Source organism: Pseudoxanthomonas sp. z9 (genome assembly GCF_006542425.1).
Lineage (GTDB): Bacteria > Pseudomonadota > Gammaproteobacteria > Xanthomonadales > Xanthomonadaceae > Pseudoxanthomonas_A.
On record NZ_VFID01000007.1, the window covers coordinates 22,515 to 43,721 of the forward strand.

Annotated in this window: 18 protein-coding genes and 1 riboswitch; of the genes, 7 read left to right on the forward strand and 11 right to left on the reverse strand. The window is 66.3% G+C overall.

Translation table 11 applies throughout. The features are described from left to right. Positions 1–11 precede the first annotated feature (11 nt). The 3 genes from FG323_RS07190 to FG323_RS07200 are packed head-to-tail and all read right to left on the reverse strand — an operon-like array spanning position 12 to position 3,351. Positions 12–1,091: a homoserine dehydrogenase gene (locus FG323_RS07190; protein ID WP_141453851.1), complete on the reverse strand. Its 1,080-nt coding sequence runs from the start codon at positions 1,089–1,091 to the stop codon at positions 12–14. Next, the gene (locus FG323_RS07195; protein WP_141453852.1) at positions 1,088–2,308 is read right to left on the reverse strand and encodes an O-succinylhomoserine (thiol)-lyase; all 1,221 of its coding nucleotides are present in this window, start codon (positions 2,306–2,308) and stop codon (positions 1,088–1,090) included. The genes FG323_RS07190 and FG323_RS07195 overlap by 4 nt, the downstream gene beginning before the upstream one ends. Further along, entirely contained in the window at positions 2,305–3,351 is a 1,047-nt protein-coding gene (locus FG323_RS07200) for a homoserine O-succinyltransferase (RefSeq protein WP_141453853.1), read from the reverse strand. Before FG323_RS07200 ends, FG323_RS07195 begins: the two co-directional genes overlap by 4 nt. Positions 3,352–3,429: 78 nt before the next feature. Next, a riboswitch (SAM riboswitch) is annotated at positions 3,430–3,548 on the reverse strand. Between the two features lie 94 nt (positions 3,549–3,642). Here FG323_RS07200 and FG323_RS07205 point away from each other — a divergent pair. The 5 genes from FG323_RS07205 (at position 3,643) to FG323_RS07225 (ending at position 10,186) form a co-directional block, all read left to right on the forward strand. Further along, positions 3,643–4,749 (forward strand): phytase, encoded by a 1,107-nt coding sequence (locus FG323_RS07205; protein ID WP_141453854.1) that lies wholly within the window; start codon positions 3,643–3,645, stop codon positions 4,747–4,749. Next, positions 4,746–5,741, forward strand: coding sequence for a peptidoglycan DD-metalloendopeptidase family protein (locus FG323_RS07210; RefSeq protein ID WP_249889802.1), 996 nt, complete (start codon positions 4,746–4,748; stop codon positions 5,739–5,741). The genes FG323_RS07205 and FG323_RS07210 overlap by 4 nt, the downstream gene beginning before the upstream one ends. Before the next feature lie 46 nt (positions 5,742–5,787). Continuing rightward, on the forward strand, positions 5,788–7,392 hold the full coding sequence (locus FG323_RS07215) for a peptide chain release factor 3 (protein WP_141453855.1): 1,605 nt from the start codon (positions 5,788–5,790) through the stop codon (positions 7,390–7,392). A gap of 92 nt (positions 7,393–7,484) precedes the next feature. Beyond that, on the forward strand, positions 7,485–8,156 hold the full coding sequence (locus tag FG323_RS07220) for a hemolysin III family protein (RefSeq protein WP_141453856.1): 672 nt from the start codon (positions 7,485–7,487) through the stop codon (positions 8,154–8,156). Positions 8,157–8,242: 86 nt separating this feature from the next. Further along, positions 8,243–10,186 carry an AsmA family protein gene (locus FG323_RS07225; RefSeq protein ID WP_141453857.1) on the forward strand — a complete coding sequence of 648 codons (1,944 nt, stop codon included), beginning with the start codon at positions 8,243–8,245 and terminating at the stop codon, positions 10,184–10,186. 16 nt (positions 10,187–10,202) lie between these two features. Here FG323_RS07225 and FG323_RS07230 read toward each other — a convergent pair whose 3' ends face one another. The 3 genes from FG323_RS07230 to mtgA are packed head-to-tail and all read right to left on the reverse strand — an operon-like array spanning position 10,203 to position 12,392. Further along, positions 10,203–10,631, reverse strand: coding sequence for a CBS domain-containing protein (locus tag FG323_RS07230; RefSeq protein ID WP_141453858.1), 429 nt, complete (start codon positions 10,629–10,631; stop codon positions 10,203–10,205). Further along, entirely contained in the window at positions 10,591–11,616 is a 1,026-nt protein-coding gene (locus FG323_RS07235; protein WP_141453859.1) for a glycosyltransferase family 2 protein, read from the reverse strand. Before FG323_RS07235 ends, FG323_RS07230 begins: the two co-directional genes overlap by 41 nt. A gap of 5 nt (positions 11,617–11,621) precedes the next feature. After that, positions 11,622–12,392 (reverse strand): monofunctional biosynthetic peptidoglycan transglycosylase, encoded by a 771-nt coding sequence (mtgA, locus tag FG323_RS07240; protein ID WP_141453860.1) that lies wholly within the window; start codon positions 12,390–12,392, stop codon positions 11,622–11,624. A 74-nt stretch (positions 12,393–12,466) separates the two neighbouring features. Here mtgA and FG323_RS07245 point away from each other — a divergent pair, with 74 nt between their 5' ends. Then, the gene (locus FG323_RS07245; RefSeq protein ID WP_249889796.1) at positions 12,467–13,363 is read left to right on the forward strand and encodes an Hsp33 family molecular chaperone HslO; all 897 of its coding nucleotides are present in this window, start codon (positions 12,467–12,469) and stop codon (positions 13,361–13,363) included. A gap of 153 nt (positions 13,364–13,516) precedes the next feature. Beyond that, on the forward strand, positions 13,517–14,347 hold the full coding sequence (locus FG323_RS07250) for a hypothetical protein (RefSeq protein WP_181444172.1): 831 nt from the start codon (positions 13,517–13,519) through the stop codon (positions 14,345–14,347). Positions 14,348–14,446: 99 nt separating this feature from the next. Here the strand turns inward: FG323_RS07250 and FG323_RS07255 are convergent, their stop codons facing one another. From FG323_RS07255 to FG323_RS07275, 5 genes are all read right to left on the reverse strand, one after another. Next, a complete protein-coding gene (locus FG323_RS07255; protein WP_141453862.1) occupies positions 14,447–15,343 on the reverse strand; it encodes a DUF4097 family beta strand repeat-containing protein in 897 nt (298 codons plus the stop codon). 14 nt (positions 15,344–15,357) lie between these two features. Then, positions 15,358–15,858: an anti-sigma factor gene (locus tag FG323_RS07260; RefSeq protein ID WP_141453863.1), complete on the reverse strand. Its 501-nt coding sequence runs from the start codon at positions 15,856–15,858 to the stop codon at positions 15,358–15,360. After that, positions 15,855–16,418 (reverse strand): sigma-70 family RNA polymerase sigma factor, encoded by a 564-nt coding sequence (locus FG323_RS07265; RefSeq protein ID WP_141454576.1) that lies wholly within the window; start codon positions 16,416–16,418, stop codon positions 15,855–15,857. The genes FG323_RS07260 and FG323_RS07265 overlap by 4 nt, the downstream gene beginning before the upstream one ends. A gap of 59 nt (positions 16,419–16,477) precedes the next feature. Beyond that, positions 16,478–18,049 (reverse strand): sulfotransferase, encoded by a 1,572-nt coding sequence (locus tag FG323_RS07270; RefSeq protein WP_141453864.1) that lies wholly within the window; start codon positions 18,047–18,049, stop codon positions 16,478–16,480. 71 nt (positions 18,050–18,120) lie between these two features. Further along, complete coding sequence (locus FG323_RS07275; protein WP_141453865.1) at positions 18,121–21,180, reverse strand: TonB-dependent receptor; 3,060 nt, start codon at positions 21,178–21,180, stop codon at positions 18,121–18,123. Positions 21,181–21,207: the final 27 nt, after the last annotated feature.

The following is a 21,207-nucleotide window of genomic DNA, read 5'->3' on the forward strand; positions in this document are numbered from 1 at the left end:
CAAGCCCGGCTCTATGCTCGCGCGGTGATGGCCAGCACGTCGTCCAGCAGCGCGGCCGCGGTCACTTCCGCGCCCGCGCCGGGGCCCTGCACCACCAGCGGCTGGTCCGGATAGCGGTCGCTGAAGATCGCGACCCGGTTGTCGGTGCCGCCGCCGCCGCACAGCGGATGATCCGCGGCCAGCGTGCGCAGTCCGACGCTGGCGCCTTCGGCGTCGAAACGCCCCAGGAAACGCAGCTTTTCGCCGTTGCGGTAGGCCTCGCGGAAATGCGCGCCCAGCGGCGCGTCGAACTGGCCAAGCGCCTCGTCCAGCTCGGCGATCGTCAACGTTGCCAATGCCGCCGGCACCAGCGACTCGACCTTCACGTCTTCCGACTGCAACGGCAGGCCGGCCGCCCGCGCCAGGATCAACAGCTTGCGGCGCACGTCCTCGCCGGACAGATCGATGCGCGGATCCGGCTCGGTATAGCCGGCCTCGCGCGCCTGGCGCACAAAGCCGGAGAACGGCCGCATGCCGTCGTAATGATTGAACAGCCACGCCAGCGAACCGGACAGCACGCCTTCCACCCGATGGATGCGATCGCCGCCGGCGACCAGCGCGCGCAGGCTGCGCAGCAGCGGCAGGCCCGCGCCGACCGTGGCGCTGTCGCCGTAGTGCGCACCCGAATCCCGGCGCGCGCGCTGGATGGCCTGTGCACGCACCAGCGCGCCGCCGTTGCCCAGCTTGTTGGCGGTGACCACGTGGATGCCGCGCGCCAGCCACTCGGCATGCCAGTCGGCCACCGCGTCGCTGGCGGTGGCGTCGACGATGATGTCGCCGTCGCGCAGCGATTCGGCTTCCGCCCACGGCGGCAGCTCCGCGTCGCGCGCCGGCGCGGCACGGGCGGCGTCCAGCGCATCGACAGGCGCCGCCGCGCAGGCCTGCACGCTGCGCGAGTTGGCCAGCCAGGCGAACTCGGGCAGGCCCTCGACGCGCTCGCTCAGACGAGCGTAGCGATCCACGAACGCGCTGCCGACCACGCCGGTACCCAGCAGCGCCAGGCGCGGCGAAGGCCGGCGGCGCGCCGCCGGAAGCTGGACGACCGCGCTCATGCGTCGGCGAGTTTTCGATCGGCCTCCACGGCGGCGCGCTGCGCGCGCGCCAGGCCGGCGGACAGATCGGCCAGCAGGTCCTCGGTCGCCTCGATGCCGACCGACAGGCGCAGCAGGCCATCGGAAATGCCCGCCTTGGCGCGCGCTTCGGCGGTCATCGCCGCATGCGTCATCGAAGCCGGATGCGCGACCAGGCTCTCGACGCCGCCCAGCGATTCGGCCAGGGTGAAATAGCGCAGACCTTCCACGAACGCGCGCACGGCCGCTTCGCCGCCATGCAGTTCCACGCTCAGCATCGCGCCGAAGCCCTTCTGCTGGCGCGCCGCCAGCGCATGACCCGGGTGCGAGGCCAGGCCGGGGAAGTACACCTTCGACACCGCCGGATGATGCTCCAGCAGGCCGGCGATGGTGTCGGCGTTCTCCTGGTGCACGCGCAGGCGCGCGTCCAGCGTGCGCAGGCCGCGCAGGGTCAGGAAGCTGTCGAACGGCGAGCCGGTCAGGCCCAGCGCGTTGGCCCACCACACCAGTTGCTGGTGCACGTCCGGATCGCGCGCGACCACCGCGCCGCCGACCACGTCGCTGTGACCGTTGATGTACTTGGTGGTCGAGTGCACCACCAGGTCCGCGCCGAACTCGATCGGCTTCTGCAAGGCTGGCGAGAGGAAGGTGTTGTCGACCACGGTCAGCGCGCCGGCCTTGTGCGCGGCGTCGATGACGAAACGCAGGTCGGTGATGCGCAGCAGCGGGTTGGAGGGCGTCTCGATCAGCACCAGCCGCGGCGACTGCGCCAGCGCGTCGGCCAGCGAGCGCGGGTCGGTCAGGTCGGCGGTGATCAGTTCGAAGTGGCCCTTCTTGGCCAACGCGTTGAACAGGCGCCAGCTGCCGCCGTAGGCGTCATGCGGCACCACCAGCCGATCGCCCGGCTGCAGCAGCGCATTGAGGACCAGGTTGATCGCGCCCATGCCGGTGGAGGTGATCACGCCGCCGGCGCCGCCTTCCAGTTCGGCCAGCGCCTCGCCCAGCAGATCCCGGGTCGGGTTGCCGCTGCGGGTGTAGTCGTACTCGCGCTTGTTGCCGAAGCCGTCGAAGCTGAAGTTCGACGACAGCACGATGGGGGGCGTCACCGCGCCATAGGCGGTATCGCGGTCGATGCCGGCGCGAACGGCGGCGGTGGCGGGACGACAGGGGTGGTCGCCGGCGGCTTCGAACTGGCTCATGCGTTTTCTCCGTTGCCGCGCAGGGCAGTGCTGAGGATCGCGTCGATGCGATCGGTTTCTTTCAGGAAGGCGTCGTGGCCATAGGGCGAGCGCAGCACGCGCAGGTTGCCCCGCGTGCCCAGCCCCTCGACCAGGGCCACGGAATCGGACAGCGGCACCAGCCGGTCACCCTCGACCGCGACCACCGTGGTGGGCACGCGCACGGCGGCCGGATCGATGCGATGCAGGTCGATGGATTCGGACAGGCGCAGGTAGGCGGTGACCGGGGTGCGCGCCACGTACTGCGCGCCGGCGGCGTCCAGGTAGTCCTCGGCGGCGCAGCGCACGCGGCCATGCACGATCTCGGCAGCGGCGTCGAAGCGCTCCTCGAATTCTTCCGGCGTGCGGTAGCTGAGCATGGCGAACTGGCGCGCCAGCGAAAGTCCTTCCGCGTCGGCGCACTGCAACTGGCCCAGGCTGACCGCGCGGCGCTGCAGCGCGCGCCAGGCGGCAGCATACGGATGGGCGCGGTGCGCGCCGCTGACCGCCACCAGCTTTGCCAGCCGGGCCGGATGGCGCACCGCCAGTTGCAGGCCGACCAGCGCACCGTAGGAATAACCGACGAAGGCATGCAACTGGCGGATGCCCAGCGCGTCCAGCAGCTTGACGATCGCCTCGGCCTGGTCGGCGGTGTCGATGGGCGCGTCGAGCTTGCCGTCGGCGCCGATGAAATCGATCGCCAGCAGGCAGTGGTGTGCCGGGTCCAGCGCGCGGCCGGTGCCGACCAGATCGTTCAACCAGCCCTTTTCCGCGAACGTGGCGCTGGCGGCCAGGTGCCGGTGCGCGGAAATGCCGCCGGCGACGAACACCACCGGTGCGTCCACCGCGCCCGACAGTTCATAGCGCAGCCGGATCAGGTGCCGGCCCGCGTGGCGCATCTCCAGTTCCAGCGCGATTTCGCCACGGCGGGCGGTGATGCCGTCCTGGGCAAGGAGAACGGCATCGGCCGTACAGGACGCGGGCAAGGACGACAGGGAAGACGCGGCGGCGGTGGCGAAGCTCATGGCGGTGTCCGGTGAAGAGGGGACTTGCGGCCATCGAGCTTTCGCGGAGCTCGCGTTCGCCGTGCGGAGGCACGGTACGAACCATCTTTCGGGCAGACGCAAAGGTCCCCGCAGGATTTGGCACCGACCACGACGCTTGCGCATCGCTGGTTGCCCCGGCTTCTTCGGGCCTGTCCCTCTGCCGGTCTCGATGGTGACCGGCACTTTGCCAGCGGTTTTTCCCGATGTCAATCGCTTTATGCGGATGGAGCGATGGATCTACCGGACTACCCCCTCCCGGCTCCGTGACCCATGCCGCATAATCCCGCGATGACCCGGAAATACCTGTTTGCTGGCGCCCTGGCCCTGCTGGCCGGTTGCGCCACCCAGAGCCACCACACCTCCCGCCCTCCCGCACCGACGCCGACCACCACCGCCGATGCCATCGTTCCCGAAGCCTGGGTCTCCGCCCCGGTTCCGGAAGATGAACTGGACTCGTTGGCGGCCTGGCCGACCGAAGACGGACGGGTCTGGCTGATCGCCACCGCCAAGTCCAGCCATCGCCTGGCGGTCTACGACGGCGACACCGGCGAACGCCTGCGCACGGTGGGCGGCCCGGGCCAGGCAGCGGGACAGTTCAACCGGCCCAACGGCATCGCCGTGTTCGGCGACCTGCTGTTCGTCGCCGAGCGAGACAACCACCGGGTGCAGGTGATGCGCCTGCCCGGATTCACCCCGGTGGCGCAGATCGGACAGGACGCGCTGAAGGTGCCCTACGGGCTCTGGCTGGACGAAACCGGACCCGGCCAGCTGGATCTGTTCGTCACCGACAGCTTCATGGCCGACTTCCGCACCGGCAAGCTGCCGCCGCTGAGCGAGCTCGACCAGCGCATCAAGCATTTCCGGGTCGAGGAGGACGAGGACGGAAGCGTGCGATGGCGCCTGCTGGGAAGCTTCGGCGCGACCGACGAGGCCGGCGCCTTGCGCATGGTCGAATCCATCGCCGGGGATCCGCTGCACGATCGGCTGTTGATTGCGGACGAGGATCGCCGGGTCGGCTCGACCCTGCGCGACTACACCCTGTCCGGCCAATACCGCGGACTCAGCCTTCCCGCGTTCGACGCGGACGCCGAAGGCATCGCGCTGTGGCCCTGCGCGGTGGATCGCGGCTACTGGATCGCGGTGGACCAGCTCACTCCCACCCTGTTCCGCGTGTTCGATCGCACCAGCCTGGCGCCGCGCGGTATCTTCCGCGGTGAACAGGTCAGCAACACCGATGGTGAGACCCTTTACGCGGCGTCGACCCGGCGCTTCCCGGCCGGCGCGCTGTTCGCCCTGCACAATGATCAATCACTGGCCGCGTTCGACCTGCGCGACGTCGCGCGCGCCCTGAACCTTGGAAACGACTGCCTGCCGTGAACCCCGCCCTGCGCACATCCCTGCTTTGCCTCGCCGCCGCCACGCTGCTCGCTGGCGCCGTCCCGGGCGAGGCGGCACGGCTGTATCGCTGGAAGGACAAGCACGGCTATACCCAGTACGGCGACAAACCGCCGGAGGCCGGCGAACTGGTGGACGCCAGCGTGGACGTGCTGCGCTTCCACAACACCCCCAGCGCACAGGTGCGGCTGAGGCTGGAACGCAGCGGCCTGCGCTACCAGGCATGGGCGGACAACCTGCTGCACGGGCCGGTCGAGGTGCGCCTGGGCTTCAAGCGCAACAGCAACGTCGCCGCCCAGCCCGCCCTGCCGGCGACCGCGGTGGTGCCGGCGCGCAGCAGCGTCATGGTCGCCAGCATTTCCATGCGCGATCCCCTGCGTGGCGGTGATTTCGAATTGGCGCTGGACTCCCTGCCGGGCGATCCCGCCGCGCACGGCCAGGACTACGAATACCGGCTGCCCTTCGAATACGGGCGGGTGCGGGTGGACCAGGGACCGGGCGGCGGATTCAGCCACAACGACGCGCAGAACCTGTACGCCATCGACTTCGCGGTGCCGGTGGGCACGCCCATCCTGGCCGCGCGCGAGGGCATGGTGATGCAGGTGGAGTCCGACTTCGACAAGGCCGGCCTGAACCGCGAGCGTTTCGGCGGCCGCGCCAATTTCATCCGCATCGTCCACGGCGACGGCAGCATGGCCGTCTATGCACATCTCAAGCCGGAAGGCGTGCAGGTCCGCGAGGGCCAGTACGTGCGCAAGGGCCAGCGCATCGGGCTGTCCGGCAACACCGGCTTCAGCACCGCCCCGCACCTGCATTTCGTGGTCCAGGTGAACCGCGGCATGGCGCTGGAATCCATTCCGTTCAGGATGTTCGGTCCGCTGGGGCAACTCCAGTTCCCCAGCCAGCATGCCGGGTCCGGCCCCATCGGCCTGCCCGCCGGTACCGCCCCGGCGGGCGCGCCCAACCCGCTATAATTCGCGACTTTCCCCGTCTCCCAGCGCCCGCGCGGGCGCCGTCGCCATGTCCGAAGTCGCCACCGAAGCCGCGCGCCGCCGCACCTTCGCCATCATTTCCCACCCTGACGCCGGCAAGACCACCTTGACCGAAAAGCTGCTGCTGTTCGGCGGCGCGATCCAGATGGCCGGTTCGGTCAAGGGCCGCAAGGCCGCCCGCCACGCCACCTCCGACTGGATGGCGCTGGAAAAGGAACGCGGCATCTCGGTCACCTCGTCGGTGATGCAGTTCCCGTACGAAGGCAAGATCGTCAACCTGCTGGACACGCCGGGCCACGCCGATTTCGGCGAGGACACCTACCGCGTGCTGACCGCGGTCGACTCCGCGTTGATGGTCATCGACGTCGCCAAGGGCGTGGAAGAGCGGACCATCAAGCTGATGGAAGTGTGCCGCCTGCGCGACACCCCCATCATGACCTTCATCAACAAGCTCGACCGCGAAGGCCGCGAGCCGATCGAACTGCTGGACGAAGTCGAGCGCGTGCTCGGCATCCAGTGCGCGCCGGTCACCTGGCCGATCGGCATGGGCAGCCGACTGAAGGGCGTGGTCCACCTGCTCACCGGCGAAGTCCACCTGTACGAACAGGGCCGCAATTTCACCCGCCAGGACTCGACCATCTTCGCCTCGCTGGACGATCCGCAGCTGGAAGCGCGCATCGGCGCGGAGATGCTGGCCAACCTGCGCGACGAACTCGAACTGGTGCAGGGCGCTTCGCATCCCTTCGACCTGCAGGCCTACCGCGACGGCCGGCAGACCCCGGTGTTCTTCGGTTCGGCCGTGAACAACTTCGGCGTGCAGCCGCTGCTGGACTTCTTCGTCGAGCACGCGCCCTCGCCGCAGGCGCGCGCCACCACCGGCCGCGAAGTGCAGCCAACCGAGAACAAGCTGACCGGCTTCGTCTTCAAGATCCAGGCCAACATGGATCCACAGCATCGCGACCGCGTCGCCTTCATGCGGGTGTGCTCGGGCCGCTTCGAGGCCGGAATGAAGGCCTTCCATGTGCGTAGCGGCAAGGACATCAAGCTGGCCAACGCGCTGACCTTCATGGCCAGCGATCGCGAGATCGCCGCCGAAGCCTGGCCGGGCGATGTCATCGGCATCCACAACCACGGCACCATTTCGATCGGCGATACCTTCACCGAAGGCGAATCGCTGGGCTTCACCGGCATTCCCAACTTCGCGCCGGAACTGTTCCGCCGGGCGCGCCTGCGGGATCCGCTCAAACTCAAGCAGTTGCAGAAGGGCCTGGCCCAGCTCAGCGAGGAAGGCGCGACCCAGTTCTTCCGCCCGCTGATGAGCAACGACCTCATCCTCGGCGCGGTCGGCATGCTGCAGTTCGACGTGGTTGCCTACCGCCTGAAGGACGAGTACGGCGTGGACGCGAGCTTCGAGAACGTCAGCGTCGCCACCGCCCGCTGGATCCGCTGCGACGACGCAAAGAAGCTGGAGGAGTTCCGCGACAAGAACGCGATGAACCTGGCCTTGGACGCGGCCGGGCAGCTGGTCTACCTGGCACCGACGCGGGTCAACCTGCAACTGGCGCAGGAACGCGCGCCGGCCGTGCAGTTCCTGGCCACCCGCGAGCACGCGCACGCCGCCGCGGTGGATTGATCCCCGCGCGCCGTCCGTGTTTTCCGGCTCCATGCTGAAGGCGCGGGCGGCGTATGGATGCAGCGCTTGCTGCGTTGCGGTAACGTCCACGCATGACCGCCGAACACTCCCACCCGCGCGCCGCGCACATCCGTGACGAGATCGCCAGCGCCCTGACCCATGGCCTGGGCGCGATGGCCGCCCTGGCCGGCGGCGCCGTGCTGATCACCCTGGCAGCCATCTACGGTGACGGATGGCAACTCGGTGCGTCGATCGTGTTCGGCGTGACCCTGCTGCTGCTGTACACGGCTTCCACGCTTTACCACGCCATCCAGCACCCGATCGCCAAGGGCCGCCTGAAGGTGTTCGACCACTGCGCGATCTATCTGCTGATCGCCGGCACCTACACGCCGTTCACCCTCATCGGCCTGCGCGGTCCCTGGGGCTGGAGCCTGTTCGCGGCGATCTGGACGCTGGCGGTGGGCGGGGTGATCTTCAAGCTGTTCTACACCGGTCGCTTCAAGCTGCTGTCCACCCTGATCTACATCGCGATGGGCTGGCTGGTGATAGTGGCCATCAAGCCGATGCTGACCTCGCTCGATGCCTGGACCCTGGGCTGGCTGCTGGCCGGCGGACTCTTCTACACGCTCGGCACCTATTTCTATCATCGCGAGTCGATCCGCTATTCGCACGCGATCTGGCACCTGTTCGTGATCGCCGGCAGCGTCTGCCACTACATCGCGGTCACCGAACAGGTCCTGCGCCCGCGCCTGGCGGGCGGCTGAGCGCGCCGTCCCCCGGCTGAACACGCGAAACCCGGTTTGACCCGGCTTTCGCATGGCCTGAACAACCGCGCTGGCTAAGTTGACGCATGAATCGCGTCCCTGCCCGCAAGACGCCATTCCGCTGGCCCCGGCCATCGCGCCGCACGGGCATGGTCCTCGCGCTGCTGGTGGCGCTCGTGGCCGTGCTGATCGCGTTGTTCGACTGGAACTGGTTCAAGGGTCCGCTCGAACGCCAGGTCCAGGCCCGCACCGGTCGCGAATTCCGCATCGGCGGCAATCTGGACGTGGACTTGGGACGCGTCACCACCGTACGCGGCGACGCGCTTCGCTTCGGCAACGCGGCATGGTCGCGGGAACCGACCATGGCGACGGCACGGCGCGTGGAACTGGACATCGAAATCTGGCCGCTGCTGCGGGGACAAGTCCGCATTCCCGAGATTCGCCTGATCGAACCTGCCCTGCGCCTGGAAACCGGACCCGGTGACAAGGGCAACTGGGACTTCGGGGCCTCCGGCGAGACGGATCTGCGTTTCCATCGCCTGTGGGTTCGCGACGGACGCCTGCGCTATCTCGATGCGCCGGAAAAAACCGACATCGATATCCGGTTGAACAGCGTGGCCCCGCGGGGCAAGGAAAGCGCGCCGTCGGTGGCCATCGAGGGCGGCGGCCACTGGAGCGGCGAGTCCTTCCGGTTGCAGGGACAGGCCGCCTCGCCGCTGGCGCTGCGCGATGCCAACCAACCCTACCGCATCGACCTGCGCGCGCAGGCCGGCGCCACCCGCGCCCATGCGCGTGGCAACCTGCTGGATCCGCTGCGCCTGCGTGGCTTCGATCTGAAGCTGCAGCTGGCTGGCCGCGACATGCAGGATCTGTATCCGCTGCTCGGCATCGCCATCCCCCCCACGCCCCCGTACCGGTTGGACGGGCGTTTCACCCGCGATGGCGATACCTGGCGCTACGACGGCTTCACCGGCCAGGTCGGCGACAGCGATCTTGGCGGTTCGGCCAGCGTGACGGTCGGCCGCGTGCGTCCATTGCTGAAGGCGGACCTGGTCTCGCGACGCCTCGACTTCGACGATCTGGCGGGCTTCGTGGGTGCGGCGCCGCAAACCGGTGGCACGGAAACCAGCAACGCCGAACAGAAGGCCGAAGCGGCCGAGCAGCGCGCGGATGCGCGCGTGCTGCCCGATACGCCCTATCAGTTGGCCAAGCTGCGCGCGATGGATGCGGACGTGCGCTGGAAGGCACACCGCATCAACGCGCCGAAACTGCCTCTGGACGACATGGACGCGCACCTGCGCCTGGACGGCGGCCTGCTGCACCTGGATCCGCTCAACTTCGGCGTCGCCGAAGGCGACATCCGCTCGAACATCCGCATGGATGCTCGCACCGACACCATCCGTACCCGCGCCGACATCTCGCTGCGCCGGCTGAACCTGGCGCGGTTGTTCCCGGATGCCGAGATCACCCGCACGGCCATCGGCCGCATCGGCGGCGATGTCGCCATTACCGGCACCGGCAACTCGGTCGCGCGCATCCTCGGCAGCGCCGACGGCGACATCGCGATCGGCATGGGCCAGGGTCGAATCAGCAACCTGCTGATGGAACTCGCCGGACTGGACGTCGCCGAGTCGCTCAAATTCCTGCTGACCCAGGACAAGACCGTTCCGGTGCGCTGCGCGTTCGGCGACTTCGCCGTGCAGGACGGCGTGATGCACGCGCGCACGCTGGCATTCGATACCACCGACACGCTGATCGTCGGCAAGGGCGACATCAGCCTGAAGGAGGAAACCCTGGATCTGGAACTGCGGCCGCGGCCGAAGGATCGCAGCATCCTGGCCCTGCGTTCGCCGCTGGTGGTCGGCGGAACCTTCCGGGATCCCTCGTTCCGCCCCGACCTCAAGCGCCTGGGGCTGCGTGGCGCGACCGCGCTGGCGCTGGGCAGCATCGCGCCGCCGGCCGCACTGCTGGCCACCCTGGAACTGGGTCCGGGCAAGGACGCCGGCTGCGGCGGCCAATACGCGCGTTGAAGCACGCGCGTTGAGGTCAACTGGCGATATAGCGCTGCAGCTGGTCCAGTTCCAGTTGCTGGTCCTCGATCACCGCCTTGACCAGATCGCCGATCGAGATCACGCCGGCCACGCGATCGCCTTCCAGCACCGGCAGGTGGCGGATGCGGTGTTCGGTGACGATCTGCATGCAGCGATCGACCGTGTCGTCCGGGCCGACGGTGATCACCCGCCCGGTCATGATGTCGCGCACCGGCGTGTTGGCCGAGGAACGTCCCTGCAGCACCACCTTGCGTGCGTAGTCACGCTCGGAAACGATGCCGCACAACCTGGCCCCCTGCATGGCCAATACCGCGCCCACGCTTTTCTGCGCCATCAGCTTGATGGCATCGAGTACCGAATCGTCCGGGGAAACCGCGAAAACCTCAGGGCTCTTGGCCCCCAACAGCTGGCGAACCGTGCGCATGACTGCCTCCATCGGATGGTCGAGAGGGCTGGCCCAAGGATACTCCTGCGGCGCCGGGTTGCCATACATCGACCAGGTACAGCGGACGCTGCTTGGACTCCTCGTAGAGCCGGCCCAGGTACTCGCCGATGATGCCCAGCGCGACCAGTTGCACGCCGCCCAGGAACAGGATGACCGCCATCATCGTTGGCCAGCCAGCCACCGGGTCCCCCCACAACATCGCCTTGACCACCACCCACAGCGCGGCCAGGAACGCCAGCAGCGCGGTCAACACACCCAGGTAGGTCGCCGCCCGCAGGGGCGCGGTGGAGAAGCTGGTGATGCCCTCCAGGGCGAAGTTCCACAGCTTCCAGAAACCGAAGTTGGTGTCGCCCGCCAACCGCGGCTCGCGCCGGTAGGCGATGGCGGTCTGGCGGTAGCCCACCCAGCCGAACAAGCCCTTCATGAAGCGATGGCGCTCGCGCAGCCCGCGCAATGCCTCCAGCGCGCGCGGCGACAGCAGGCGGAAATCACCGGTGTCGGCCGGGATGGGTGTCTTGGAGAGACGGCCGATGACGCGGTAGAACAGATGTGCCGTCAAGCGTTTGGGCCAGCTTTCCCCTTCGCGGGCGATGCGGGTGCCGTGCACGTTGTCATAACCCTGCTGCCACACTTCCACGAAACGAGGAATCAGTTCCGGTGGATCCTGCCCGTCGGCATCGAGAATGACGGCAGCACCTTTGACCACCTGATCCAGTCCAGCCGTAAGTGCCGCCTCCTTGCCGAAGTTGCGCGAGAGCCGTAACAGCGACACTCGCCCATCCTCGGTCGCCAGGCGCTGCATGACCTTCCATGTGTCATCCGTGCTGCCGTCATCGATATAGAGAACACGCCCTTGGACGGTGGCGATCCCGTCGAGCGTTGCAGTAATGCGGGGATGCAGCCGCGGCAACGCCTCGGCCTCGTTACGTGCCGCAATCACCACGGTCAGCAGTTCATTGCTCATGCCACTCAATCCAATTGCTCAAGATAGGCCACCCCGCCGATTTGCCTCACCTGACGCTGGATCCAGTTGGCACGGCGCTGCACATAAGGGCCCGGATTGCGCGCGCTGTAACGACGTGGTGCCGGCAGCACCGCCGCCAGCCGCGCGCTCTCGGCCGGCGATAGTCGTAACGCATCCTTGCTCCAATAGCGTCGGGCGGCTGCCTGGGCGCCATAGACACCATCACCGAACTCGGCGATGTTCACGTGCATTTCCAGAATACGCGACTTGGGCCAGAAGGTCTCGATCAGCAGGGTGTACCAGACCTCGAATACCTTGCGTATCCAGCGCGAAGGCCGGCTGCTGCCCTGCCACAGGAACAGGTTCTTGGCGACCTGCTGGCTGAGGGTGCTGGCGCCGCGCAGCCGGCGTCCCTTGGCATTGCTCGCGCGGGCCTTCTCGATGGCCTTGAAATCGAAACCATTGTGCCCGGCGAAGTTCTGATCCTCGGCCGCCACCACCGACAGCGGCAGGCTCGGCGCAATCCGGTCCAGATCCCGCCAGGCGTGCTGGATGCGGAAACCCCAGTCGCCTTCGGTCCATGCCTCGAACTGGCGGGCCACCATGAAGGCCGACAGCGGCGGATCGACGAAGCGCAGGACCACGACCTGCAGGATGCTCGCCGCCGCGAACAGGAACGGCAGCGCCAACAGCCATCGGCCCCAACGGCGGCGGCGGGTCGGTTTCCCGCCCGCTTCCTGGCCCGCCGTCTTGAGGAAGGCCGGATTCGCCCCCATCGTCACACCATCCTTCGCCATCGCAATGCCGCATTATGCCGATGCGGCCGGTTTTCCCGCATCCCGGAGCCCTCGTGAACCCCAGCCCCGACAACGACACCCAGATCCGTTTCCTGCTGCCCAAGGCCGGCGTGCGCGGCGTGACCGTGCACCTTGATCAGTCGTGGCGCGAACTGCTTTCGCACCAAGCCTATCCGCCCGCCGCCGCGGCGCTGCTGGGCGAAGCCAGCGCGGCGGCGGTGCTGTTCACCGGACACACCAAGGTGGATGGCCGCCTCTCCATCCAGCTACGCAGCCGCGCGGCGTTGCGCACGCTGTTCGCCGAATGCACCGCGGCGGGCACGCTGCGCGGCATCGCCCAACTCGAGGACGGCCACGACGCCCCGCGCGATCTGCGCGCCCTCGGCGAAGATGCCCTGTTGGCCATCACCATCGAGAATCCGGGCCTGGATCCGCGCGAGCCGCAGCGCTACCAGAGCCTGGTGTCGCTAGATGCCGAATCGCTGGCCGAGGCCTTCGAGGACTACTTCCGCCAGTCGGAGCAGTTGCCGACCCGCCTATTGCTGGCCAGCGACGGTGAACGCGCCGCCGGCCTGATGCTGCAGAAGCTGCCCGGCGACGAGGGCGACGCCGACGGCTGGCACCGGGTCGGCGCGCTGTTCGACACCCTGTCCGAGGACGAACTGCTGGCCATTCCTCCTCATCAATTGATCCATCGCCTGTTCCACGAGGAGGTGCCGGAACGGATGGCCGAACGGCCGCTGCGCTTTGGCTGCTCCTGCTCCCGTGATCGGGTCGCGGCCATGTTGCAGTCGCTGGGGGAAGAAGAAGCCCACGCCGCGCTGATGGATGGAACGGCGGAAGTGCGTTGCGAATTCTGCGGCCAGAGATACCAATTTAATACCAACCAGATCGCGGAACTTTTTGCCCAACCGTCGGTCGGAATCGAGGCCCCTGCCAGGCTCCAGTAGCGTTATTTTGGGGACCAGACGGGTCTTGGGGACTTGTTAAAGAAACATAAACGGCATAGCATCAGTTCCCCTTCGGGAGGGGAACTCCGTGTCAACGATCGGGGTCTGAAGCGAGCCATGAAACTGCGTCATCTGCGACTACCGTTAGCCGTTCTGCTCGCCCTTGGCGTGGCAACGGGCGCGGCTGCGCAGAGCCAGCAGAAAAAGTCCGAGCGCGCCGCGCCGACCGCACTCCCCATCCTGAACAATGCCAACGGCAAGGTCGAAGCCGTGCTGCTGCTCGAACCCACCGGTGAAGCCTCCGCGGGCGCGCGCTGGCGCTTCGGCAGCAATACGCTGAGCGCGGCCTTCGGCCTGGAAGCCGGCGATTCGCTGGGCCTGGTCTGCAACCGGCAGAGCGGCATCGTCGGCAACATCGGCAGCCTGGCCAGCCACTGCATGCTGGCGGCCCTGGACAGCGATGAAGCCAACGGCCAGCGCATCAGCGCAGGCGCGACCCTCAGCCGTCCCGGCGGCCGTCTCGGCCTGTCGGCCGGCACCGGTCGCGACACCCTCCCCGTCTGGCTATCTGGCGGCAAGGTCTCCGGCGGACGCGTCGAACAGAACGATCTGGCGGTGTTCGGCGAGAAGAACATCGGCCGCGAGGGCTTCGTCTCCATCGGCGGCGCGGTCGCCCGCGCCCGCCTGGTGCCGGCGTCGGATCTGCCGGCGATCGCCGATCACTGGAACAGCAAGACCTTCACGGTGGGCGGCGGCTATGGCCCCTTCAGCGCCAACATCATCGGTCGCGTCGTCGATGTGCCGGGCCAGCCGGGCAAATGGGAAGGCCTGGGCCTGGGCTTCACCTGGCGCACGCCGTGGAGCGGCCAGCTGACCGTGGGCGCCGAGAACGTCATCAGCCGCGGCAAGAATCCGTTCTCGCTGAGCAATGACAAGGCTGACGAAGGCACGGTGCCCTACGTGCGTTACGAGCAGGATCTCTGATTCGCCGGCGGCTCCCCGGACGGTTCCGCGCCACAAAACCCGGATACAGGAAAGGCCGCGATTTCCGCGGCCTTTCTGCTTTCCGGATACCGATGCGCCTTACTCGAAGCGGAGCTCCGCATTGCCGGAGAAGGTCTCCAGGCTGATGTCGCCGTCGCCGCTGCCGTAACGGGTCTGGAAACTGGCACCCGGCCCGACGCCACGCTCGACTTTCACCCCCGGCGCGCGGAGATCGCCACTGAAGGTCTCACCCCGGACGGAGGCCGAAAGGTTCTTCGGCACGATCAGCAGCACGTTGCCGCTGACGGTCTCCATGTGGAACTCCGCCTTGGGCGCCACGCCAGTGCTGACCCGGAGGTCGCCGCTGACCGTATTGGCCTTGAACTCGCGCAGGCGCTCGTCCCTGACGGCGACATTGACGTTGCCGGAGACGCTCTCGACGGTGACCTCGCCATTCAGGCGTCCATTGAGGGTCAGGCTGCCGCTCACGGTCTGGGCATCGACTTCGGCACTGTTGAGGGTCAAGCGAACGTCGCCGCTGACCGAACTGATGTCGGCGCTACGCGGCGCGCCGATCGCCACCACCTGGCCGCTGACTGATTCTATCGACAGCGAACCCGCCGCCACGCCCTCGACGTCGACGTCCGCCGACACCGAGTCGATTTCGAGGTCCGCGCGCAGCGGCACCATGAGTTGCAGATCGGTCGGCTCGCTGCGGCGTTCCCCCCAGCCACCGCCATTCGGATACTCGACGGAGACATTCAGGTGTTCGCCACCGCCATCGATCTCGAGCTTTTCGACCCCGGCTCCCAACGTACCGGTGATCTTGACCTCGGGCCGGTCCCAGGTGCGGACCTGGATGCGGCCCTTGAGGTTGCTGACGTCCACGCGTCCGCGCGGATCCAGCGGACGGCTCTCGTTGATGGGCGTCCCGGCCAGTGCCGGACACGCCATGACCAGCGACAGCAGCAGCACGGAAGTTCTGAACGTGTACATGGAAGGCTCCTTGGTCAACTCATCATGGCGCGCTGGGTCAACGCCAGGCGCTTGGCATAGGTGCGGCGCAACTGCTCGAGCAGGAAGCGCGTATTGGGTGCGCGATCCAGCGCGGCGAGGATCTCCTCGGCGCTGCGATCGAGTTCCCGCAGGGCGCCTCCCAGCTCCGGATGGGCCTCGGCGCCCTGGATCTGCGCCAGTGCTCCCTGGTAGTCGCGGGTCAGTTGCACCGCTTCCTGCCGGATCAGGGGTTCCTGGGGCGGCGTCAGGTGCGTGGCCTGCCACAGGAACCCGACCGTCAGCAGCACGGAGGCCGCCATCGCCCAGGGCACCAGCCGACGCGGCCCGCCGCGCGTGCGGATCGTGTCCGCGTCCGGCGATGCCGGCGCGGCCTCGGCCGGCTGCGGCAGTTCCGCGATCCGGGCGGCGATCCCCGGCCACAGGTCACGGGTGGGGGGGATGTCCTGGCGCAGCCCTTTCAGCTGCCAGCGCAGGCGGTCGTTTTCTTCGTTCATGCTGCTACTCCCAATCTTTCGCGCAGCAGTTGCCGGGCACGATGCAACTGCGCCTTGGAACTGCCGACCGCCATGCCAAGTTCGCTGGCGATTTCCTCGTGTTTCCAGCCTTCCACGTCGTACAGCACCAGCACCGCGCGCGCGCGGGGCGGCAGCGTTGCCACGGCCCGTTCCAGATCCAGCGAGAGCGCGGTCTGGTAGCCCGCGGAATCAGCCATGCCCAGATCGTCCAGGCGGTCGTCGTCTTCATCGAACAGCGGCTGCGACCGGCGCGAGCGCAATTCCATCAGTGCGGTATTGACCGCAAGCCGATGCAGCCAGGTGCTGAAGGCGCTCTCGAAACGGAACTTGGGCAGCGCCTGCCAGGCGCGCACGAAGGCCTCCTGGGTCAGGTCATCCGCGCGTACGCCCTGGCCACCGACCAGGCGCTGGATGACGCCGTGGATGCGGCTGGCATGCCGGCGGTAAATCGCTTCGAAGGCGTGCATGTCGCCGCCGACGGCAGCCCGGACCAGGCCATTGTCGGTCTCGGCGGCCGCCAGGGCGGTCGTGTCGGTCATCAGGTCGGTCACGGCGGCATTCAGCATATCCCTTTGGATGTGCTACCGCCGGGAAAGGTTTAAGCGGTTCCCGACCGTAGCCCCCGGATGAGCGGCTGCAGGTATTCCTCATAGGGCGCCCATTTCGGCCGTTCCAGCGCGACCACCCGGTCACGCACCTGCACGGCGCTGGCGGTCGCGACCCCGCGGGTCCGCTCCTGCAGCGCCAGCATGCCGGATTCGAACCCGACCCCGCAGAAATCGGTCACTTCCCGCAGCACCGCCTCGGTGTCGCGGGTCAGCCTGCCATAGTCCACGTCCAGGACCCGGCCGGGATACGCCTGGCGCCAATGCGCCATCAGGCGCTCGTACTGGCGGTAGTAATCGGCCAGTTCCTGCTGGTCGTAGGAATAAGGATTGGCGTCGGAGAACAGCTCGCGCAGGTTGGAGAAACAGGTTTCCACCGGATCCCGGACCATGTGCAGGATCTTCGCCTGCGGCAGCGCCTGGCAGATGAAACCGATGTTGAGGAAATTGGAAGGCAGCTTGTCGGTGAAGAAGCGCTCCTTCCCCAGCCGCCATTCCATTTTCTGCAGATAGCCCTGCCCTGCGGCGGCATAGTCCACGCCCGCCGCCGCCTTCCGCACCAGCGTCTCGTCGATGACCCCGCGGCAATGGTAGTCGGTCGCCCAACGCATCTGGCTGGTGAAGTCGTACAACTCGCCGACGCCGTGGATGTCGCTGTGACCGTCCAGCAACTGCTCCAGCAGGGTGGTACCGGAGCGGTGCATGCCGACGATGAAGATCGGCACGCGCCCCGCCTCGGCCTCGCCTGGCGTCCGCATATCGCCGGTTCCCGTGGGAAGCGCGATCAGCGCATCGACCAGCCGCCGCGATTCCTCGCTCTGATACTTCAGCGTCGACCGCTTGGCCCGGCAGGCCAGCGTCAATGCCTCGCCCGCGCCGGCGAAATCGCCGATGTCGTCCAGCTCCTTGTGCAGCGCATAGGCCAGCAGCGCGACCTCGTCCGGGCGCTTGCCCGGCGTGGCCAGCAGGCGGCGCAACCGGTCCACATGGTTCGCCTCCTTGCTCTGCTTGCGCAGGCGGGAGATCAGCCACCAGGCATGGGCAATCTCCGGCGCGCGGCGCAGGCAGTACTGCAGATCCTGCTCTGCGGCCTGGAATCGTCCTAGATACATGAGAACCTGAGCCCGGGCCATCAACGTTGGCGGATAATCCGGATCAGCACGTTTGGCCTCATCCAGCAGTCGCATCGCATCCTCCTGCCGGTTGAGATAGCTGAACTGCGCGGCAAAAGCCGCCAACAGCGGAATGGGAATTCGGTCCAGGCTGCCCAATCCACGCAAGCAATCCTGCAGTACCTCCGCCTCGTTGAATGTGCGCAGACGTTTGGCCAGTTCGGCCAGCGACGCTTGCTCCTTCGGCTTGGCCACAGCCGCTCTCAACGCATAGTCGCACGCCGTTCGATAGTGCCCCTGCAGGGATGCAATATAGGAAAGCTGGAGGAGCGACGCCGCATGGCCGGGCTGATGGGCCAGGATCGCCTCATAAGCAGCCTTCGCCTCTCCCCAGTTCTTTTGCCCCGCCAACTGTTCCGCACGCCGGAGCAGCTCGGAAATCGATGCATTCATGGCGCCGCATCATACAAAAAAAAGCGGCCACCCGAAGGTGGCCGCAGACATTTGCGAAGGCGCCGGAGGCGTCAGAAATCGTACTGGACCATGAAACGGACCGAACGTGGCGCCTGGAACGCCACCGGCGAAAGATAGGTTTCCACCGGCAGGCCGGAAGTTTGGTCCTCCGCCGTCTCGTTGACGGCGATGGTCTTCTGGCTGTCCAGCAGATTGAAGACATCCAGCTTGAACTGCAGGCCCTTGGCAAACGAGGGCCGGTAGGCAACATTCAGATCGAAGGTCGTCGTCCAGGGCAAACGTCCTGCCGTGCCACGCGGCACAGGAATGTTGTTGCAGCGCATGAACGAGGCGCCGTAGGGATGGGGGTTGTACGTGCCATCAGGCGGAGGCAGCGCCGGCGGCTCACCCGGTGCGCGATTTGGATCACGGTCGAGCACACCGATACAGTTGTACGGCCGCCCCGATTGCACCAGCAGATTTCCGCCAATCGACCATTCCTCGCTGATCTGATAGTTACCGAACAACTTCAGGCTATGCCGACGATCATTGGGTAGATAGCCGAAGGTGTTCTCGGTCAGCTCGATATAGTCGAAATCCTGGGTGACGTTGGTATCCGCCTGGCCGATATCCGACTTCACGCCACCTTCGGTGTTGCCCTTGCTCTTGGCGTACGTGTAGGACCCCTGCAGGAAGAATCGATCCCAGTTTCCATCCACGAAAATTTCGATGGCCGAGTATGTGCGCTTGGCTTTCGGGCTGAGCCGATCACCGGGAATAGTGATGGTACGCAACGTACCATCGGCCTCGATATCGGTAACGAAGACCGCGTCCTCCCCGGGATTGAACATGCGGCAGTACGGGAACCCGGGATTGGGGATGACAGGATCCAGGCCGTTTTCCTCCGCATACTCGAGAATCGCCGTGTAATCGCAGTTGTCGTCGATCGCACGCTTGAGTTCGCGATAGATGCCGCGCACGCCCAGCGACATGTTGTCACTGAGGGCGGCCTGGAAGCCGAGGATGTACTCATCCTGATATTGCGGTTCCAGGTTCTTGGACGCGATGGTTTCGGGATTCTTTCCGCGGCCGTCCTCACCGTTGATGAACGCTGGACCGGTCGTTCCACGCGGAGTCAACCCACCAGGAACGCCTGTCTCCGGGTCCACCGAGGTAAAGTCGAAGTTCTGCCGGGTGAACAGTGAGGCGCTGGCACCACGCAATGCCACGCTGGGCGTCAACGGAAGCGCATAGCGCCCCGCGTTACCGAAGATCTTGAACGTCGAATCGCCATTGACATCCCACGAGAAGCCCAGCCGCGGGCCGAACTGGTTGTCGATCTTGATGTAAGACTGGCCGTTCCCGTTCAGATTCTCGAACGTATCCCAGCGAAGGCCCAGATAGGCAATGAAATTATCGGTGACGTTCCAGCTATCCTGGATATAGAACGCACGCTGCTTGACCTTCAACTTCGCGCCGGACGTAGTGACCTGCTCCCGAACGATGTCGAATTCGTCACCCGAATTCGTGCCGGGGTTGGTTGGACTTGGAACGCCCGGCGTGGGATCGACGGTCGAATAACGCCACAACCGGCCGCCTTCATTGGCCTGTCCCGCCACGGACTCGTAATCATCGAGGTCGTAGCCGAACTTCAACAGGTGATCACCCAGTTGCCATTCCGCATCTATGCGGAACTGATCACGGGTATCCTTAGAATCGTTCCGCTGCAAGAGCGCTCCCGCCGCGATGTTGCACTTGCTGTAATAGGCACCGGTAACATCGCGGCGGTAAGCCGGACGAACGTCCAGAATAAACGGGCATCCTCCCAGTTCCTGTTCCAGCGTTCCGCTGTAACTGATGTCGTCGCCGGCGGCTGTCCGGATCCGCTGGCTGCGCGAGAATTCACCATGGCCGGCAAGGGCCGACAGGGTGAAATTGTCGGTGAAATAGCCAGTGTACTTGAGGATGTAGTTCTCGCCGCCCTGCTCGTTATGCAGGGTGCCGATGTAGTTCAGGCGGTCTACCGTCCCTACGGTGTTCAGATAGGTGTCGACGTCCTGCTTCTGCTTGTCCGAGAACGCCGTCAGTTCAAGCAGGTTGCTGTCGTTGATGTTCCAATCCATCTTCAACAGCCAGTTCGGGTTCTTGGTCGTCGTGCTGGTGTTGTTGGGCGACAGGATGTTTCCCCAGGCCTCGGCCTCATTGCGACCGTACTGGACGAGTCCGTAGGCGAACAATCTGTCCTTGATCAGCGCGCCGCTTGCCCAAACCGCAGTCGTCGCATTCCAGCCTTCATCCCTGGAATTGTCCTGACGCAAGGTCCCATTGGTCAGGTATACGTTCTTGGGATTGGCCGTGAGGCTTTCCGGTGTATAGAAGATGTTCGCGCCCGCATGGAATTCGTTGCTGCCGCGCTTGGTTACCTGATTGACCACGCCGCCCAACGAGCGGCCGAATTCGGCGCCATAACCGCCCGTCTTTATTTGCTGCTCCTGGATGGCCTCGAACGGCACTTGCGAGAAGTTGAGGCTGCGGAAGGAGTTGGTGATGTTGAATCCGTTGACGAAGTACTGGTTTTCCGCAACGGAAGCGCCACCGAAGGACGCAAGGTTTCCGAACGCCGCATCACCGCGCACGGTTCCGGGCGCAAGCAGGGCGACGCTGGTGGTATCGCGTGGCACCGGAATCCGCGCGATCTGTTCAGAGGTCAGGATCGTCGTCGATTCAACCGACGTCACGTCGATCGGATTGACGAAGCCGCTTCCCACGACAGTCACGGCATCGAGCGTCGTGGCGCTGCTTCCTCCGCCCCCGACGAAATCCGCGCTGGCGGCAACGCCTACGTTGACCGTGACGTTACGGCTGCCACCGGCGCTGCTGGTCACGGTGTACTGCCCCGTGGGAAGCGCCGAGAACCTATAGGTGCCGTCGGCCCCGACCGTGATCGTTCGGGAGAAGCCCGTATTCGGATTGGTGATGGTAATGGTGTCGCCGGCGTTGGCTCGACCCGCGATGGCGCCAGCAGTGTTGGACTGTGCGCTGACTCCACCCGCGACCCCCAGTGCGAGCCCAATCGCCAGTACCGTCTTGCTGATGCGCAGTTCGTAGATGCTTTTCTTCTTGACTGCCATTTCTGCTCTCTCCGCTCATGGTGAAAT

Bases quoted from the DNA above. Each gene is read 5' to 3' on its own strand.
- FG323_RS07200 (WP_141453853.1), bottom strand. From the start codon at position 3,351: ATGAGCTTCGCCACCGCCGCCGCGTCTTCCCTGTCGTCCTTGCCCGCG.
- FG323_RS07265 (WP_141454576.1), bottom strand. From the start codon at position 16,418: ATGACCGACACGACCGCCCTGGCGGCCGCCGAGACCGACAATGGCCTG.
- FG323_RS07190 (WP_141453851.1), bottom strand. From the start codon at position 1,091: ATGAGCGCGGTCGTCCAGCTTCCGGCGGCGCGCCGCCGGCCTTCGCCG.
- FG323_RS07275 (WP_141453865.1), bottom strand. From the start codon at position 21,180: ATGGCAGTCAAGAAGAAAAGCATCTACGAACTGCGCATCAGCAAGACG.
- FG323_RS07215 (WP_141453855.1), top strand. From the start codon at position 5,788: ATGTCCGAAGTCGCCACCGAAGCCGCGCGCCGCCGCACCTTCGCCATC.
- FG323_RS07235 (WP_141453859.1), bottom strand. From the start codon at position 11,616: ATGAGCAATGAACTGCTGACCGTGGTGATTGCGGCACGTAACGAGGCC.
- FG323_RS07195 (WP_141453852.1), bottom strand. From the start codon at position 2,308: ATGAGCCAGTTCGAAGCCGCCGGCGACCACCCCTGTCGTCCCGCCACC.
- FG323_RS07225 (WP_141453857.1), top strand. From the start codon at position 8,243: ATGAATCGCGTCCCTGCCCGCAAGACGCCATTCCGCTGGCCCCGGCCA.
- FG323_RS07270 (WP_141453864.1), bottom strand. From the start codon at position 18,049: ATGAATGCATCGATTTCCGAGCTGCTCCGGCGTGCGGAACAGTTGGCG.
- mtgA (WP_141453860.1), bottom strand. From the start codon at position 12,392: ATGGGGGCGAATCCGGCCTTCCTCAAGACGGCGGGCCAGGAAGCGGGC.
- FG323_RS07205 (WP_141453854.1), top strand. From the start codon at position 3,643: ATGCCGCATAATCCCGCGATGACCCGGAAATACCTGTTTGCTGGCGCC.
- FG323_RS07260 (WP_141453863.1), bottom strand. From the start codon at position 15,858: ATGAACGAAGAAAACGACCGCCTGCGCTGGCAGCTGAAAGGGCTGCGC.
- FG323_RS07230 (WP_141453858.1), bottom strand. From the start codon at position 10,631: ATGCGCACGGTTCGCCAGCTGTTGGGGGCCAAGAGCCCTGAGGTTTTC.
- FG323_RS07255 (WP_141453862.1), bottom strand. From the start codon at position 15,343: ATGTACACGTTCAGAACTTCCGTGCTGCTGCTGTCGCTGGTCATGGCG.
- FG323_RS07220 (WP_141453856.1), top strand. From the start codon at position 7,485: ATGACCGCCGAACACTCCCACCCGCGCGCCGCGCACATCCGTGACGAG.